Raw genomic sequence first — 16488 nt, 5'->3', positions numbered from 1 at the left:
GAAAGGGGTGTCAAACCCCGCGCCCTTCGGCCTTTTTGCAAAGTCATTCCCATGTTGTCACGCTTCTTCGCCTGGTTCGAGCAGCGCATCGATCCTTTCGCGCCTTTTGATGACAAAGTAACGCCGCCTGCCCGCGTCGGCGCGTTCATCTGGCATTACATCGCCCCTTTCCGTGGCCTGGTGGCGGTGAATTTTGCCTTCGCGCTGGCCATAGGCGTGATGGAATCGGGCATGATCTTGCTGGCCGGGCGCTTTGTTGATCTTCTGGTTTCAAGTCAGCCGGCCGATATTCTCATCACCCATGGCGCGATCCTGGCCGGGCTGGCGCTGTTTGTCGCCATTGTCCGTCCGGCGCTGATGATCCTGGGCGAGGTCGTCCTCAATCAGGCGCTTGTGACACCGATCTACAGCCGCGTGCGCTGGCGCACCCATCTCTACACGCTCGGCCATTCGCTCAATTATTTTCAGAGCGATTTCGCCGGCAGGCTCGCCAACCGCGTCATGCAGTCGGGCCCGGCGATCCAGGCCGTGACCCTGGAGACCCTCGACAACATGGCCTATGTGGTCATTTACGTCGTCGTCGCCTTCGTGGCGTTCACCAACATCAACATGGTCTTCGGTCTGCCGATTCTTGCCTGGGCGATTGCCTATAGCTTGCTGCTGCGTCATTTCGTGCCGCGCGCCGTGGCGCTGTCGGCCAAGCAGTCGGAAGCTCGCTCGGCGCTTCTTGGCCGCATCGTCGATTCCTACACCAACATCCTGACCGTCAAGCTGTTTGCCCGCGACCATCAGGAGCGCTCGGCAGTCAAGGCGGCAATCGAGCGCCATACACGGCTTGGCCTTGATACGCTGCGCCTGCTGACCATTGCTGTATCCGTGCTCATCTTGCTCAACACGCTGCTGCTGCTGTCAACGGGCACTCTCTCGCTGTCGCTGTGGCGTGAAGGAGCGATGAGTGTCGGCGAGGCGGGCGCAGCACTTGCCATGGTGATGCGCCTCAACGACATGTCGCGCTGGGTGATGCATCTCGTGCGCTCGATCTTCGAGAATGTGGGCACTGTTCAGGAGAGCATGGACACCATCGCCAAGCCGCACACGCTGGTTGATGCGCCAGCCGCCGGCGAACTTGCAGTACCCCGCGGCGAGATCGTCTTCGATAATGTCACCTTCCATTACGGCAAGGGCAAAGGCATCATCGATCATCTCAATCTGCGCATCGCGCCAGGCGAGAAAGTCGGCATTGTCGGCCCGTCGGGAGCTGGAAAATCGACCATTGTCTCGCTGATGTTGCGCCTCCACGAGGTCGAGGGAGGCGCCATCCGCATCGACGGACAGGATATCGCTGGCGTGCGCCAAGAGAGCCTGCGCCGCTCGATCGGCGTCGTCACCCAGGACAACGCCCTCCTCCATCGTTCGATCGAGGAGAATATCCGCTATGGTCGCACCGAAGCGGGCGAACATGAGATCATTGCCGCCGCCAAGGCGGCTCAGGCGCATGATTTCATCCTTGGACTGGGTGACAAGGATGGCAATGCCGGCTACGCCGCCCGTGTGGGTGAGCGCGGTGTGAAATTGTCTGGCGGTCAACGCCAGCGCATCGCCATCGCCCGCATTCTGCTCAAGAATGCACCAATCCTCGTGCTGGATGAAGCCACTTCAGCCCTTGATTCGGAGATTGAAGCAGCCATCCAGAGCAGTCTTGCCGACCTCATGCACGGTAAAACGGCGATGGTGATCGCCCACCGCCTGTCAACCATTGCCGCGCTTGATCGTCTGGTCGTCATGGATGACGGGCGAATCGTCGAGGAAGGGACGCACGCCGATCTCATTCACCGCGGCGGCCTCTATGCGCGCCTGTGGGCGCGACAATCAGGTGGATTTCTGGGATTGGCGGCCGCCTGAGCGCGCCGATTGCTGCGTCATAAACGCACGAAATATCTGGTAATTCCTTGATTGCCTTCTATTGTTGCGCAATTGCGCCAATCGTAGTCTGGACATGGTGGCGGCTTGCGTGCAAGAAACCGCCGCTGGATCTGTCGGGCTATTGGGTGCGAAAGGTGTGATCTGTTCGCTCCAATGAATGATTGAACAGACAGAATTTAGGGCCGGGACACCCGGCTGTGGGGCTTGAGAGGATCGTCGACGATGGTTGAAACCATGTCAGCGCATAGTGGTACCACCCGCCGCGACTTTATTTATCTGGCAACCGGGGCGGCCGCAGCCGTCGGCGGCGCCGGCGCGGTCTGGCCGTTCATCGCCCAGATGAACCCTGATGCATCAACATTGGCGCTTGCGTCGGTTGAGGTGAATATCGCGTCGGTCAAGCAGGGCCAGATGATTACGGTTCTGTGGCGCGGCAAGCCGGTTTTCATCCGCCGCCGCACCGAAGCCGAGATCAAGGCGGCGACCGATGCGAAGCTTGCCGATCTCAGCGACCCCGAGACTGACCAGAAGCGCGTACAGAAACCGGAATGGTTGATCCTGATTGGCGTGTGCACCCATCTTGGTTGCGTGCCGCTTGGCTATCAGGGCGCCTATAATGGCTGGTTCTGCCCCTGCCATGGGTCACTTTACGACACTTCGGGGCGCGTGCGCAAAGGTCCAGCGCAAAAGAACCTCGAGGTCCCCGCCTATACTTTCGCTTCCGATAGCCTCGTTCGCATCGGCTGAACCAACAACCCACGGAGCCTTCGATGTCCGGACACGCTTCGACCTATCAGCCCAAAACCGGTTTCGAGCGCTGGCTCGACAAGCGTCTGCCGCTGCCGCGGATGATGTATGACCAGTTCGTCGGTTTTCCAGTGCCGCGCAATCTGAACTATTTCTGGACCTTCGGCGGTATTCTCACGCTTTGCCTGGGCGCGCAGATCCTGACCGGCATCGTGCTGGCGATGCATTACACGCCCCATGTCGATCTGGCCTTCAACAGCGTCGAGCACATCATGCGCGACGTCAATTATGGCTGGATGATCCGCTACCTGCACACCAACGGCGCCTCGATGTTCTTCATCGCCGTCTACATCCACATTTTCCGCGGCCTTTATTACGGCTCTTACAAGGAACCGCGCGAAGTGCTGTGGATCCTCGGTGTCATCATCTTCCTGCTGATGATGGCGACCGCCTTCATGGGCTATGTGCTGCCCTGGGGACAGATGTCGTTTTGGGGCGCAACCGTCATCACCAATCTTTTTTCCGCCCTCCCTCTCGTTGGCGAATCGATTGTCACCTGGCTGTGGGGCGGCTTTGCCGTCGATAATCCCACCCTGAACCGCTTCTTTTCGCTGCACTTCCTGCTGCCCTTCATGATCGCCGGCGTCGTCGCTCTTCATCTCTGGGCGCTCCATGTAACGGGGCAGAACAATCCGACCGGCGTCGAGGTCAAGCAGAACAGCGATGTCGTGCCCTTCACCCCCTATGCGACGGTGAAGGATGGTTTTGCCATGGTGGTGTTCCTCATCCTTTTCTTCTGGTTCGTGTTTTTTAACCCGAACTATCTCGGCCATCCGGACAATTACATCCCGGCCAACCCGCTGGTGACGCCGGCTCATATCGTTCCTGAATGGTACTTCCTGCCCTTCTACGCCATCCTGCGCGCCATCCCCGACAAGCTTGGCGGTGTGCTGGCGATGTTCGGGTCGATTGCCGTCCTGTTCCTGCTGCCCTGGCTTGATACGTCGAAGGTGCGCTCCGCCCGCTACCGCCCGCTCTACCGCCAGTTCTTCTGGATCTTCGCCGTTGTCTGCGTGATTCTGGGCTATCTCGGCTCGAAGCCGCCGGAAGGCCTGTACGTGGTCGCCGGACGGATCTGTACGGTCTACTACTTCATGCATTTCTTCGTCATTCTTCCGCTCCTGGGATTTGTGGAAAAGACAAAGCCCCTGCCGATGTCGATCACCGAATCCGTGCTCGGTGCAGGTGGAATGGGCGGATCGGGAACACCCGCCGGTGCCACCGCTATGCCAGAGCGCAAGGGCTGAGACCTATGACCAATCTAATGACCAGAACATCGCCTCTGCTCGCTGCCTTCCTTGGCCTGTCGCTTGGCATGTCAATCCATGCCGCCATCGCCCAGGATGGCCATGGACATGAACAGGAATTGCCGCCCGTCCAGAAATGGTCGTTCTCCGGCCCCTTCGGCACCTTCGACCGGGCGCAGCTGCAACGCGGTTTCCAGATCTACAAGGAAGTCTGTTCCGCCTGTCATGGCCTTGACCTCCTCTCTTACCGCAATCTGACGCAGACCGGCGGACCACAATTCCCCGAGGCGCAAGCCAAAGCGATCGCCGCCGAATTCAAGGTCGCCGACAAGGACGACAAGGGCGAACCGGTGATGCGCCCGGCCGAGTTGAAAGACCGCTTCGCCAACCCGTTCCCCAACAAGAAACTCGCCGAAGACACCTATGGCAAGGTCCCGCCCGATCTGTCAGTGATGGCGAAAGCCCGCACCTCGCCGCGCGGCTTCCCGCTCTTCGTGTTTGATGCCGTGACCGGGCGCAACATCGAGACCGGACCTGACTATCTTTACGGCTTATTGGTCGGTTACGCCGACGCACCCGCCGGCAGCGAGCCGCCGCAGGGCTCGTATTTCAACAAATATTTCCCCGGCAACAATATCGCCATGCCAAACATGCTCGCCGCTGACGGGCAGGTCACCTACCAGGACGGGACGCCGGCAACGATTGAAAATTACGCGCGCGATGTGACCGCCTTTCTCATGTGGGCGGCGGAGCCGAAGCTTGAAGAGCGCAAGCGCATTGGCTTCCAGGCGATTATTTTCCTCGTTATTTTCGCCGGACTGCTCTATTTCACCAAAAAGAAGGTGTGGAGCGATCTGCCGCATTAAGCAGATTTGACATTGCGCGTGCGGCGGCTGAGGCGGCCGCGCCAGGGTTGACGAGGGGGCTGCGAGGCCCCTTTTTCACGTATAGTGCTTTCTTGACGGACCGGGGTAACAGCGATGTCGGCATCAGTGCTGGGAATTATCGGCGGATCAGGTGTCTATGATCTGCCCGAGTTGAAAGATGCGCACTGGCAGCCCATCTCATCCCCGTGGGGAGAACCATCGGACGCGCTGCGCATCGGCACCATCGACGATCTGAAGATTGTCTTTCTGCCCCGTCATGGGCGCGGCCATCGCTACAGCCCGTCAGAAATCAATTACCGCGCCAATATCGATATTCTGAAGCGTGCCGGTGTGACCGATGTCGTCTCCCTGTCCGCCTGCGGCTCGTTTCGAGAAACCATGCCGCCCGGTACATTCGTTCTTGTCGATCAGTTCATTGACCGGACAATTGCGCGCGCCAAGAGCTTTTTTGGCCAGGGCTGCGTGGCCCATGTCTCGCTTGCCCAGCCGGTCGCCCCCGGCCTGCAGGCCGCGGTCGGCGCCGCGCTCAAGGCAGAGGCCATACCCCACACCCTCGGTGGCACCTATCTGGCAATGGAAGGTCCGCAATTTTCAACGCTTGCTGAATCCAAGCTCTATCGCGAGATATGGAATTGCGACGTCATAGGCATGACCAACATGCCGGAAGCCAAACTCGCCCGCGAGGCCGAGCTCAAGTATTGCACGGTTGCCATGGTGACCGATTTCGACAGCTGGCATCCTCATCACGGCGAAGTGGATATCCAGTCGATCATCGCCCAGATGCATGCCAATGTCTCGTCGGCCCAGCGCCTCGTCCTGCGCCTTGCCCGCGATTTTCCTCGCGACAACCAGCCCTGCCCGGCCGGCAGCGACCGGGCGCTGGAATATGCCATCATCACCGCACCGGAGGCGCGCGACCCCGCCCTTCTCGCCAAGCTCGACGCCGTCGCCGGGCGCGTACTGACCCGCAGATAAGGCCCGACATGACCCTCATCGACAGTATCCGCACCATTCCCGATTACCCGAAACCAGGCATTCTGTTTCGGGACATCACCACGCTTCTCGGCAACGCCCAGGCGTTCCGCCGCGCCGTCGATGAGCTGGTACAGCCCTATGCCGGTCTCAAGATCGACAAGGTCGCCGGGATCGAGGCGCGCGGTTTCATTCTTGGCGGCGCGGTTGCCCATCAGCTGTCGGCTGGCTTCGTACCGATCCGCAAAAAGGGCAAATTGCCTCATGAGACGATATCGATTGCCTATTCACTCGAATACGGCGTCGACAGCATGGAGGTCCACAAGGATGCCGTGCTGCAGGGAGAAAAAGTCGTTATTGTCGACGATCTGGTGGCAACTGGCGGAACAGCGGAAGCGGCAACCAAACTCCTTCTGTCGCTCGGCGCTGACGTGATAGCCTGCTGCTTCATCATTGATCTGCCCGATCTGGGTGGCAGGGCGAAGATTGAGGCGCTCGGCGTGCCCGTTCGTACGCTCGTCGCATTTCCGGGGCATTGAAGAACGGACGAGCACAGGAGGTACATATGTCATTGATGGACATGGTTTTCAATCTGATCAAGGGCGCCATGGGCGGCCAGGGTCAGCAGGGCGGCGGCGACATGCTGTCAAATATTGTCACCCAGATGCTGCAGAATGGTGTTTCGGGTGGCGCCGGCGGCTTGTTGCAGCAACTGGAACAGGCGGGCCTGGGACAGCACGTACAATCCTGGCTCGGCAGCGGCCAGAACATGCCGGTTGAGGCAAGCCAGATCACCAGCGCGCTCGGCTCCTCGCAACTGGGCGAACTGGCAGCGAAATTCGGCATTTCGCCCGACATGGTGTCACAGGCGATGTCGCAATACCTGCCAGCCATTATCGACAAGATGAGCCCGCACGGCACGCTGCAATCCCATTGAGGACATCGCTGCCGGCCGGCTTCAGAACAGCCGGCCGCCATTGGGAACCTGACGCTCAGGGCTGATGAGGACGACCTCGCCATCGGCATCGGGAAAGCCGAGCGTCAGCACCTGCGACATGAATTTGCCTATCTGTCGCGGCGGAAAATTCACCACCGCTGCCACCTGGCGCCCGACGAGATCGTCGGGCTGGTAATGCCGGGTGATCTGCGCCGAGGAGCGGCGCGTTCCCAGTTCAGCCCCGAAATCAATCGTCAGTTTCCATGCCGGTTTGCGCGCTTCCGGGAAGGGATCGACCGCGATAATCGTCCCGACGCGGATATCCACCTGCTCAAAATCGCCATAGGTGATCAACGCCGGGGAATGATTGGTCGACTGCGCGCTCATCGCATCGCGATCCTGTCAATGGCGGGTGGAAATGCCGGCCTCATCATCAGCCGCATGACGCGCGCCGCTGGCCCTGCGGCGCCTGCCGTCAATCGCCCGCCCGACAAGAAGGCGCAGTGGCGCCGTCAAACGATGGAGCGTGTCGAGGGCGCGCATCGCCCGCTCGCCGCGCCGCAGGCTGGCGTCGAGCGCTGCCATGGTGGGCGCCAGGCCGGGGTCTTCATCATCAAGCCAGACATCAATGAGCCGCGCAAAGCTCAGCGCCAGGCCGCGAGCAGCGATGTGACCGCGCGCGCCCTCACTTGCCAGATCCGCGCCAGCCAGCATCCAGCGTTGCGAGCGCGTGGCGAGCCTCCACAGGCCAAGCGCCAGCGCCGGGTCCTCGCGCGCGCCGTCGCGCAGCGAGCGGATCGCCTCGCGATGGGGCAGCAGCACGTCAAGCCGGCGCATCAGAATATCGAACAGCCGCTCATGGGCACCTTCCTGATCAAGCTCAGGGTCAAGACCGGCGAGCACCTCTGCATCAATTGCGGCGGCAAACCGCTCCAGGATCGCAAACTTGCTGCCCGTCGTGCCACGCAGCACCGCCAGGCTGACACCGGCCTTTTCCGCCACCATCGCCAGCGTCACATCGCGATAGGCATAATCGCTGAGAAGGGCGAACAGCGCATCGACGACGGGGTCATTCTTTCGTTCATCAGTCATGGTGCCAACTCTCCGATCGTCCGTGTCTTAGACCAATCCCGCACAAAGGCAACGCGACGCGGCAGCCGTCTATCCCGCCAGTTCGCGGCCACGTGCGGTTGCCGCTGCAATTGCTTTGGCGAGCAGGGGCGGAAAGCCGCTATCGCCATCCATCAGGTGATATAGCGCTGCAGCCGTCGTGCCGCCGGGCGACGTGACGTTCTGACGCAGGATTGCCGGGTCGAGGGCCGATTGATGGAGGAGTTCACCCGCCCCCTCGACCGTCACCCGCGCGAGCTTTGCGGCCAGATCCGCCGGCAGTCCCTGCGCCACGCCCGCCGCCGCCAACGCTTCCACCAGATGAAAGACATAGGCGGGGCCCGAGCCCGACACCGCCGTCACCGCGTTCATCAACGCTTCGTCCTCCATCCACTCAAACTGACCAACAGCGCCCAGAAGCATCGCAGCAAGCGCCCGCTGTTCAATCGTCACCCTTTCATTGGCAACCCCGACCGTGATGCCGCGCCCAACCGCTGCCGGCGTGTTGGGGATGGTGCGGATGATTGCCACAGCCTCGCCAAGCCTCGCGGCAAACTGCGCCATGGTTTTTCCCGCGACGACTGAAATCACCAGCGTTGATGGGCGAAGCAAAGGCCGCAAGGACGGCAGAACAGCATCAAGCGCCTGCGGCTTGACGGCAATGACAACAATCTCGGCAGGCTGCAGCGCCATGTTGACCGATACGCCGCGTTTGCGCAGGTCGGCGCCCGTGCCATCCGGCAGATGAGGGTCGATGACCGCAACCGCACTGGCCGCCAGGCCAAGACGCAGCCATCCCTCCAGCAGCGCGCCGCCCATCTTTCCACAACCGACCAGGGCAAGGCGGGAGATGTGCGTGAGTTCGCTCGTCATGAGGTCTCCTTGCCTGAAATTCCCCCGCCGCCAATCGACAACACCCTGGCGGAAGGCTCAAGGGCGCAAACGCCAGCGCGCTTTATGTCTGTTGTCATATGCGCCAGCAAGGCCTCGCGCCCAAGGCGGAAATCACTGGCAATCCAAAGCGCGCGGGCTGTCGCCAGCCCATCGCCAATCGCCTTCCCGGCGGCGATCCCGAGCGACAGCATATCCTCCCCTTTGAGTGGAAAGACCGGCACCGGATCACGCGTGGCGAGATCAGCAAGCTCATGCCGGCGCGGATCTGTTGCCTCGTCGCGCGAGAGCGCCCAGCCAAAGAGATGGGCGTGGGCGTAGTCTTGGCCAAGCGCTTCCTGCGCCAGACGATGGCCATGCTGGCTTGTGTCGCCGGCGAGCCTCCGGCCCCAGCGTCCCATATCTGCAAGAAACCGGCTTTCGGCCCGCGACAAGCGCAATCTCGCGGTGAGACGCTCCGCATCCTCTTCGATCCTGACCGCTAACGCAGCAAGCCTCAGCACGGGAAAAGGCGCGCGCGCGTGAGCCTTTTCAAGCGCCACCAGCCGCTCAAGGCACCCGACGGCCGGTACGCCGACCAGATCGATCAGCACCCCGGTGTCGGCGAATGCACGAAGAGCGCCGACGCACTCAGGAGCAGACAGGAATTTGAGCATTTCCTGGCGCAGGCGCTCGGCAGAAAGCTGTCCCATGTGGCGGCGCGCCGTGGCGCAGGCGTGAAAGCCCGCAGCATCGGGGGCACCCCTGCCATACCAGGCGTGAAAGCGAAAAAACCGCAGCACGCGCAGATAATCCTCAGCGATGCGTTGGTGCGCATCACCGATGAACCGCACACGCCGGGCAATCACATCATCATAACCCCCTAAAGGGTCATGGATCCGCCCTTGAGCATCGCAGTAAAGCGCATTGATCGTGAAATCGCGCCGCTGCGCATCTTCCAGCCAGTCATTGCCAAACGCTACTTCAGCCCACCGCCCGTCGCTCGTGACATCGCGGCGCAGCGTCGTCACTTCGAAGGGGGTGCCGTCGACAAGCACCGTCACCGTGCCAAACCGGATGCCGGTTGGAACCGTGCGCAGGTTCCTTGCGCTTGCAAGCTCAACCACAGCATCAGGCGTCAGCGTGGTGGCGCAATCAATGTCGCCCGCCGGCTCGCCCATCAGCGCATTGCGGACTGCCCCGCCGACGATCCGGGTCACCGCGCCATCACCACCCGGATCAAGAACCGCAAGGAGGCGGGCAGTCCGGGGCGCTTGCAGGAACGCCGAACCAGCCAGCGACACAGCCGGCATCATGGGCGTTGGCTGGCCGCTTCACCGGCCTCATTGCGCCCGAACAGTTGGCGACCGACATTGGGGCCGATGACACCGACCATCAAGGCGATGATCAGCACACCCGCCACGCCAAGCCAGACCAGGCGCTTCTTGTCCCACGACGACAGGTGGAAGGGGTTGCGCTCGGCGACAAAGAGATAAACGGCGTACAGCACAAAGGGGATCAGAAAAAGAACGACATTGAAAAGAACAACACTGCTCATGTCTGATCCGTGTAGAGCCGCTGGTAGAGGCGGCGGATCATGCCCGCCGTTGCTCCCCAGATATAGCGCTCGCCAAAAGGCATGGCATAATAATGGCGGTCACGGCCACGAAATTCGCGGCTATGCTCGTGATGGTTGGCAGGATCCATGAGGAAAGCGAGCGGCACTTCGAAGGCATCTGCCACCTCATTTTCATTCAGCGTCAATCGATGCCCGGGATCAACGAGTGCCACCACCGGCATGATTCGAAAGCCCGTCGTCGTCTGATAAGGGTCAAGATAGCCCAGGCAGTCAACATGCCCGCGATGAAGCCCCACCTCCTCTTCCGCTTCGCGCAGCGCCGCGATCAGCGGTGACGCGTCATCCGCATCGATCTTGCCGCCGGGAAAGGCTATTTGGCCGGCATGCGATGGCAAATGGCTGGTGCGCTGCGTCAGTAACAGGCTGGGCTCGTCACGTTTGATGATACCCACAAGCACAGCTGCAAGCTTTCGAGGGCCAGGCGCACGCAAACTTATCAGCGTCGGATCAAGCTCGTGATCACCGCTATCAGCCGTCTCTTCGCCAAAATGCGGTGACGGGTCGAGGCGTCCTCGCGCCCGATCGATGAAATCGTCCAGGGCAAAGCCAGCCGCTCTCATGATGCAGCCACGATTTCGCTGGCCTTCGCCATCGGGAAAAAGCGTCCCGCCGACCAAACACCGAACATCTGTTCGCCGGCGACATCCTCCTCGCAGCCAAGAGCGACGAGATCGTAATAGACGGCCCTTGCAATCAGCGCCTCCAGCCGGTGGCGCACATGAACATAGGGGCGCAAGGTGCCGGGTGCGCTGCGTGAAAAGCGCAACGGATGAGGGCTTCCTGCTTCAACCCATTCATCCGTCAGGCAGCGAAAGCGCAAAACCTGAGCCGCGCCCGCGCCCTCAACCGCCATTTCAACCGCATGGAGGGGCGCATCATCGACCTTGATCCCGACTTTCTCGATCGGTGTCACCAGATAATAGCGCCCGTCCTCCTCGCGGCGCAGGACGGACGAGAAGAGCTTGACCAATGGCCGCCGGCCAATCGGCGTCCCAAGATAATACCAGGTGCCATCGACAGCGATTCGCATGTCGATATCGCCGCAGAAGGGCGGATTCCAGCTATCAGGACCCCCGCGCGCCTGGCGCAACTGCCCTTCAAGTCCTGCAATTGCTGTCGGGCTTGCAGCCAACGCCTTCTGCTCCATCTCGAATTTGCCATCATGCCGGCTTCTCACTGCATAATGGACTGCCCGTCGATGCCAAAGATTTGTACTGTTCCTTGGCGCAGCGACGTGGTCAGATAGTGACCTGTTTTCCCTGCCGCGCCAACTGTCTCGGCTGACAAGCATGACGAGTTTGGAACCCATGAGCACGCAAAATCTGTCGACCGGTGACATTGCCGATCTCGAAAAGCTCGCTGCCTCCGTCACTGACAAGGTCGGTCGCGCCCGCCAGGCGATCGCTGCTGTCATCTACGGGCAGGAGACGGTGATCGAGAACGCTCTCATCACGATCCTGTCCGGCGGGCACGCCCTCCTTGTCGGTGTGCCCGGCCTTGCCAAGACCAAGCTCGTCGATACCATGGGGCTGGTACTTGGCCTTGACGCCCGCCGCGTCCAGTTTACCCCCGACCTTATGCCCTCCGACATCATCGGCAGTGAGGTGCTGGAAGAAGACCAGACGGGTAAACGCCATTTTCGCTTTCTGCCCGGCCCGGTTTTTGCCCAGCTTCTGATGGCAGACGAGATCAACCGCGCTTCACCCCGCACCCAGTCAGCCCTGCTGCAGTCAATGCAGGAAGGCCATGTGACGATTGCCGGCAAGCGCTACGATCTGCCCCGTCCCTTTCACGTTTTGGCGACCCAGAATCCACTGGAGCAGGAAGGTACCTACCCGCTTCCCGAGGCCCAGCTTGACCGCTTCCTGATGGAAATCGACGTCGGCTATCCCGATCACGGGGCTGAAAAGCGCATGCTGTTCGAGACCACCGGTATCGAGGAAACGAAAGCCAGGGCAGCACTGACGGGCGATGAGCTGATGGCCGCCCAACGCCTGGTTCGCCGCTTGCCGGTTGGCGAAAATGTGGTCGAGGCAATTCTCACGCTGGTGCGCTCTGCCCGCCCCGATGGCACGGCCGAAACAGCGGCGATCGCCTGGGGGCCGGGACCGCGTGCCAGCCAGTCGCTGATGCTGGCGATCCGCGCGCGCGCCTTGCTGTCAGGGCGCCTTGCGCCCTCGCTCGATGATGTGGCAGCTCTTGCCGAACCGATCCTCAAGCATCGCATGACGCTCACCTTCTCGGCCCGCGCCGATGGTCTCTCGATCGGTCAGGTGATCGCCAAACTGGCCACCCGGTTAGGCTGACGGCGGTGCGCGTTGCCCTGACGCCACGTCTTGATGCCGCAGGTGGACCGCGCCTTATCGCTGATTCCGTTACCTTGGCCGCGCGCCTGCCCGACCTCGTGGTTGCGGCACGACGCGTGGCCATGACCGCGCTGCACGGCCTTCATGGACGCCGGCGCGCCGGACCAGGCGAAAATTTCTGGCAGTATCGGCGTTATTCGTCCGGTGAAAACGCTGCTGCCATCGACTGGCGCCGCTCCGGCCGCGATGACCACCTTTATGTCCGCGAGCAGGAATGGGAATCAGCCCATACGATCTGGTTGTGGGCCGACCGCTCACCCTCAATGGCTGTGCGATCAGACCTTGCCACCACCTCGAAGCGTGATCGCGCCATCATTCTCATGCTGGCGCTGGCCGAAACGCTGGTGCGAGCGGGCGAGCGGGTCGGCATCCTTGGTCTCACACGGCCCATGGCCAGCCGTTTCGTTGTTGATCGTTTCGCCGAAGCGCTGATTGCCGCTGAACGACGCCCAGCCGAAAGCCTTCCACCGGCCAATCCGGTGGCCCGCTTCAGCGAGGTCGTGCTCTTTGGAGACATGCTCGATACCGCGTCAGACATCATCACCCGCCTGACCTCGATCACGGGTGCTGGCGCGCGCGCTCACATCGTTCAGATCCTCGATCCGGTGGAGGAGACGTTCCCCTTTGCGGGGCGCACTGAATTCGTCGATCCTGAAACCGGCGCCCGCTTCACCGCCGGCCGGGCAGAAGCCTATCGCCTCGACTATCAGGCAGCCCTCGAGAGCCATCGCGGCGAATTGCAGGCCTATCTGGTGCGCAACGGTCACCGCCTCCTGCGCCATCACACCGACCGCACCGCAAACGAGCCCTTGCTGGCGCTGGGCACCTGTCTGCGCGAGCGGATGGTCGCTTACGAGGGCGGATCGTCATGAGTTTTCTCTCCCTTTCCTTTGCCACGCCACTGATGCTGGCAGCCCTTGTCATCCTGCCGGCAATCTGGTGGCTGCTGCGCTTCATCCCCCCGCGCCCCCGCGAAGTCGCGTTCCCGCCTTTGCGCCTGCTTCTGGCCCTGCGCCGCGAGGACGAAAAGCCGCAAACCAGCCCGTGGTGGCTGACAGCGCTGCGGCTGGCGATCGCGGCCTGCGTGATCCTGGCGTTGTCAGGCCCTGCCTATGACCCGCAATCGCGGCCTGAACGCTCCCGCGGTCCGCTGGTACTGGTGGTTGATAATGGCTGGCCGTCGGCCCAGTCATTCGATCTGCGCAAGGCAGCGATTGATCGCGATATTGAGGCTGCCATCGAGGCAAACCTGCCGGTGCTGCTGGTCGCAACCAGCCTGGGCAGCGATCAATCGTTTCGACCACAAGCGGCCACCGAAGCGCGTGAGCGCCTGCGCGGGCTTGCTCCCGAAGCCTTCATTCCTGACCGTCGCGATATCGCCGCCCCTCTGATGCGCGCCCTCCAGGACATCCCTGATGCCAACCTCATCTGGTACAGCGACGGGCTGGCGAACGGCGAGGCGCGCGCCTTTGCAAACATGCTTGCCGGTGCGCTGCCCGCCCGACGCCTCACCCTCGTCGAGGACCCGTCGCTCACGCCTCTTATTCTGGGCACGGCCGCCAATGGTGCCGAAGCGCTTGAAGTTCCTGTCATGCGCGCCGGCACGATAGCGCCTGTATCGGGTTCGCTGCGCGCCTTCGATGTCCGCGGTCGCTCGATTGCAGCCGCCCCCTTCACCGTTGAGGCGCGCAGCGACAAGACGACGGCGCGCTTTGCCCTGCCGGTTGAACTGAGAAACGACATCTTCCGTATCGAAATCGACCAGTCGCGAACGGCTGGAAGTGTGCAACTGCTTGATGATCGCTGGCGGCGGCGCACCGTGGGTCTGCTGGCCGGCGCGGCTGACTTCGACAATCCGTTACTCTCGCCACTCTTTGTCCTGTCGCACGCCCTGCGGCCCTTTGCCGATACGCGACTGACCAACGCCAACGGGACTGGTCCGTCGATTGGTGAATTTCTTGACCAGAATGTCGCGGTGATTGTCATGGCCGACGTCTCCGCCATTCCAACCGATATCCAGCCGCGCCTGGACCGTTGGATCAAAAATGGCGGCGTCCTGGTGCGGTTTGCCGGCACGCGCCTGGCCAACCAGCGTGGCGACCCGTTCATGCCGGTAAAGCTGCGCCAGACAACCCGCGTTCTTGGCGGTACCCTGTCATGGGAGCAGCCGCAATCACTGGGCCGCTTTACGCCGGCAAGCCCGTTTGCCGGAATGGCGATCCCAGACGATGTTACCATCAATCGCCAGATTCTGGCCGAACCTGACCCCGATCTTCCCGGCAAGACATGGGTCGAACTCACTGACGGCACGCCGCTCGTTACCGCCGAAACCCGCAATGCGGGTCATATCGTGCTCGTTCACGTGACGGCTGACCCCAATTGGTCGAACCTGCCGCTGTCGGGAACATTCCTTGAAATGCTGCGGCGGATGATTGTTCTGTCGTCAAACAGCGGCGCTCAGGACCGCCTCACACAGGGCGAGACGCTGCTGGCGCCCCTGCGCCTGCTGGACGCAAGCGGGCGCTCGGTGGGCGCAACCCCGCTTGCCAAGCCCATTCCCGCCGCTGCGATCGGCAAGACGCTGGTCTCGCGTGACAATCCGCCGGGTATCTATGGTCGCGAGGAAGCATTCCGCGCGCTCAACGCGGTTCAGGCGGGCGATCAGTTTACCTCGCTGCCTGGCGACCTCCTGCCGCCAGGCGTTTTCCGTCGCGATTACGGCGGCCATCGCGAGACCCCGCTTGCCTCCTGGTTTCTGGTTGCCGCCGCCGCACTCTTTCTCGTCGACGCCCTGCTTGTCCTCATGATGAGTGGCTTGTGGCGAGGTCGCCGGCCACTTGCCGCTGCGACCGCTCTCATTGCTTTAGGGATCGTGCCACTCCTGCTCGCCAGCATCGAACCGGCAAGCGCCCAGATCAGCCGGCAGCGAGGGCAGCGCGCGCCACAACCACCGCTGAGCGCTGCGACACCTGAGGACACTTTCGCGCTCAATGCCGCCAACCGCACGCGCCTTGCCTATGTCATCACCGGCATCACCGAAATCGACGATATCTCGCGTCAGGGATTGACCGGCCTGTCGCGCACACTGGCCGAGCGCACCTCGCTCGAACCGGCCGAGCCGGTCGGCGTCGATCTTGCCCGCGATGAACTCGCATTCTTCCCGCTGCTTTACTGGCCGATTGACGCGCGCGTCGACAAGCCATCGCCCGCAGCCATCTCCCGCGCCGATCAATTCATGAAAAACGGCGGGACGATCCTGTTCGATACCCGCGACCAAAGTGCCTCGCGCCCGGCAGCGCGCGGCGGTATCGACACGCCAGGCCTCGTCAAGCTGCGGGAGATTCTCAAAGGCGTCGATGTCCCTGAGCTCGAAGTCGTTCCAGCCGACCACGTCCTGACCAAATCCTTTTATCTGCTGACAGCTTTTCCCGGTCGCTTCGATGACGGTCCTTTATGGACTGAAAAGACAGCGCCAAATCCGACCGGCGCCAAGCGTCCGGTCCGTATCGCCGATGGCGTGAGCCCGCTCCTCATCACCACCAATGACGTCGCCGGCGCCTGGGCGGTGGATGCGCGCGGCAACCCGCTTCTGCCGACTTATGGGGAGAGCCCGCGCCAGCGCGAAATGGCGTTACGATCCGGCATCAATATCGTCATGTACCTGCTGACCGGCAATTACAAATCGGATCAGGTTCATGTCGATGATATTCTGCAAAGGCTCGGCCAATGA

The 16488-nt window shown here is 61.8% G+C and carries 17 protein-coding genes; 10 read left to right on the top strand and 7 right to left on the bottom strand.

The genetic code is table 11. The features are described from left to right. The first annotated feature begins 51 nt into the window (after positions 1-51). The 7 genes from ACINK1_RS06100 to ACINK1_RS06070 all read left to right on the top strand — a co-directional run bounded on the left by ACINK1_RS06100 (position 52) and on the right by ACINK1_RS06070 (position 6773). Positions 52-1902 (top strand): ABC transporter ATP-binding protein, encoded by a 1851-nt coding sequence (locus ACINK1_RS06100; RefSeq protein WP_376801493.1) that lies wholly within the window; start codon positions 52-54, stop codon positions 1900-1902. A gap of 243 nt (positions 1903-2145) precedes the next feature. Next, a complete protein-coding gene (gene petA / locus ACINK1_RS06095) occupies positions 2146-2670 on the top strand; it encodes a ubiquinol-cytochrome c reductase iron-sulfur subunit (RefSeq protein ID WP_376801494.1) in 525 nt (174 codons plus the stop codon). 23 nt (positions 2671-2693) lie between these two features. After that, complete coding sequence (locus tag ACINK1_RS06090; RefSeq protein ID WP_376801495.1) at positions 2694-3977, top strand: cytochrome bc complex cytochrome b subunit; 1284 nt, start codon at positions 2694-2696, stop codon at positions 3975-3977. 5 nt (positions 3978-3982) lie between these two features. Next, positions 3983-4843 carry a cytochrome c1 gene (locus ACINK1_RS06085; protein ID WP_376801496.1) on the top strand — a complete coding sequence of 287 codons (861 nt, stop codon included), beginning with the start codon at positions 3983-3985 and terminating at the stop codon, positions 4841-4843. A 114-nt stretch (positions 4844-4957) separates the two neighbouring features. Then, positions 4958-5839 carry an S-methyl-5'-thioadenosine phosphorylase gene (locus ACINK1_RS06080; protein ID WP_376801497.1) on the top strand — a complete coding sequence of 294 codons (882 nt, stop codon included), beginning with the start codon at positions 4958-4960 and terminating at the stop codon, positions 5837-5839. Between the two features lie 8 nt (positions 5840-5847). Next, entirely contained in the window at positions 5848-6375 is a 528-nt protein-coding gene (locus ACINK1_RS06075; protein ID WP_376801498.1) for an adenine phosphoribosyltransferase, read from the top strand. Between the two features lie 26 nt (positions 6376-6401). After that, positions 6402-6773, top strand: a complete 372-nt coding sequence (locus ACINK1_RS06070; RefSeq protein ID WP_376801499.1) for a YidB family protein — start codon at positions 6402-6404, stop codon at positions 6771-6773. Positions 6774-6794: 21 nt separating this feature from the next. On the opposite strand, the gene ACINK1_RS06065 is transcribed toward ACINK1_RS06070, so the two are convergent. From ACINK1_RS06065 to ACINK1_RS06035, 7 genes are all read right to left on the bottom strand, one after another. Further along, positions 6795-7160 (bottom strand): tRNA-binding protein, encoded by a 366-nt coding sequence (locus ACINK1_RS06065; protein ID WP_376801500.1) that lies wholly within the window; start codon positions 7158-7160, stop codon positions 6795-6797. Between the two features lie 15 nt (positions 7161-7175). Continuing rightward, positions 7176-7865 (bottom strand): TetR/AcrR family transcriptional regulator, encoded by a 690-nt coding sequence (locus ACINK1_RS06060; RefSeq protein WP_376801501.1) that lies wholly within the window; start codon positions 7863-7865, stop codon positions 7176-7178. 69 nt (positions 7866-7934) lie between these two features. After that, the gene (gene proC, locus ACINK1_RS06055) at positions 7935-8756 is read right to left on the bottom strand and encodes a pyrroline-5-carboxylate reductase (protein WP_376801502.1); all 822 of its coding nucleotides are present in this window, start codon (positions 8754-8756) and stop codon (positions 7935-7937) included. Continuing rightward, on the bottom strand, positions 8753-10069 hold the full coding sequence (locus tag ACINK1_RS06050; protein ID WP_376801503.1) for a CCA tRNA nucleotidyltransferase: 1317 nt from the start codon (positions 10067-10069) through the stop codon (positions 8753-8755). Before ACINK1_RS06050 ends, proC begins: the two co-directional genes overlap by 4 nt. Further along, the gene (locus tag ACINK1_RS06045) at positions 10066-10311 is read right to left on the bottom strand and encodes a DUF6111 family protein (protein WP_376801504.1); all 246 of its coding nucleotides are present in this window, start codon (positions 10309-10311) and stop codon (positions 10066-10068) included. The genes ACINK1_RS06050 and ACINK1_RS06045 overlap by 4 nt, the downstream gene beginning before the upstream one ends. Next, complete coding sequence (locus ACINK1_RS06040; RefSeq protein WP_376801505.1) at positions 10308-10952, bottom strand: CoA pyrophosphatase; 645 nt, start codon at positions 10950-10952, stop codon at positions 10308-10310. The genes ACINK1_RS06045 and ACINK1_RS06040 overlap by 4 nt, the downstream gene beginning before the upstream one ends. Beyond that, positions 10949-11539 carry a DUF1285 domain-containing protein gene (locus tag ACINK1_RS06035; protein WP_376801534.1) on the bottom strand — a complete coding sequence of 197 codons (591 nt, stop codon included), beginning with the start codon at positions 11537-11539 and terminating at the stop codon, positions 10949-10951. Before ACINK1_RS06035 ends, ACINK1_RS06040 begins: the two co-directional genes overlap by 4 nt. 142 nt (positions 11540-11681) lie before the next feature. Between ACINK1_RS06035 and ACINK1_RS06030 the strand changes: the two genes are divergently transcribed. Genes ACINK1_RS06030 through ACINK1_RS06020 form a run of 3 tightly spaced genes read left to right on the top strand, consistent with a single transcriptional unit; the run spans position 11682 to position 16488 of the window. After that, the gene (locus tag ACINK1_RS06030) at positions 11682-12698 is read left to right on the top strand and encodes a MoxR family ATPase (RefSeq protein WP_376801506.1); all 1017 of its coding nucleotides are present in this window, start codon (positions 11682-11684) and stop codon (positions 12696-12698) included. 5 nt (positions 12699-12703) lie between these two features. Continuing rightward, positions 12704-13630 (top strand): DUF58 domain-containing protein, encoded by a 927-nt coding sequence (locus ACINK1_RS06025; RefSeq protein WP_376801507.1) that lies wholly within the window; start codon positions 12704-12706, stop codon positions 13628-13630. Continuing rightward, complete coding sequence (locus tag ACINK1_RS06020; RefSeq protein WP_376801508.1) at positions 13627-16488, top strand: DUF4159 domain-containing protein; 2862 nt, start codon at positions 13627-13629, stop codon at positions 16486-16488. Before ACINK1_RS06025 ends, ACINK1_RS06020 begins: the two co-directional genes overlap by 4 nt.

It is taken from the genome of Raskinella chloraquaticus (SeqCode) (assembly GCF_021731865.1).
GTDB lineage: Bacteria > Pseudomonadota > Alphaproteobacteria > Rhizobiales > UBA4765 > Raskinella > Raskinella chloraquaticus.
This window is presented reverse-complemented; position numbering and strand designations above follow the sequence as displayed.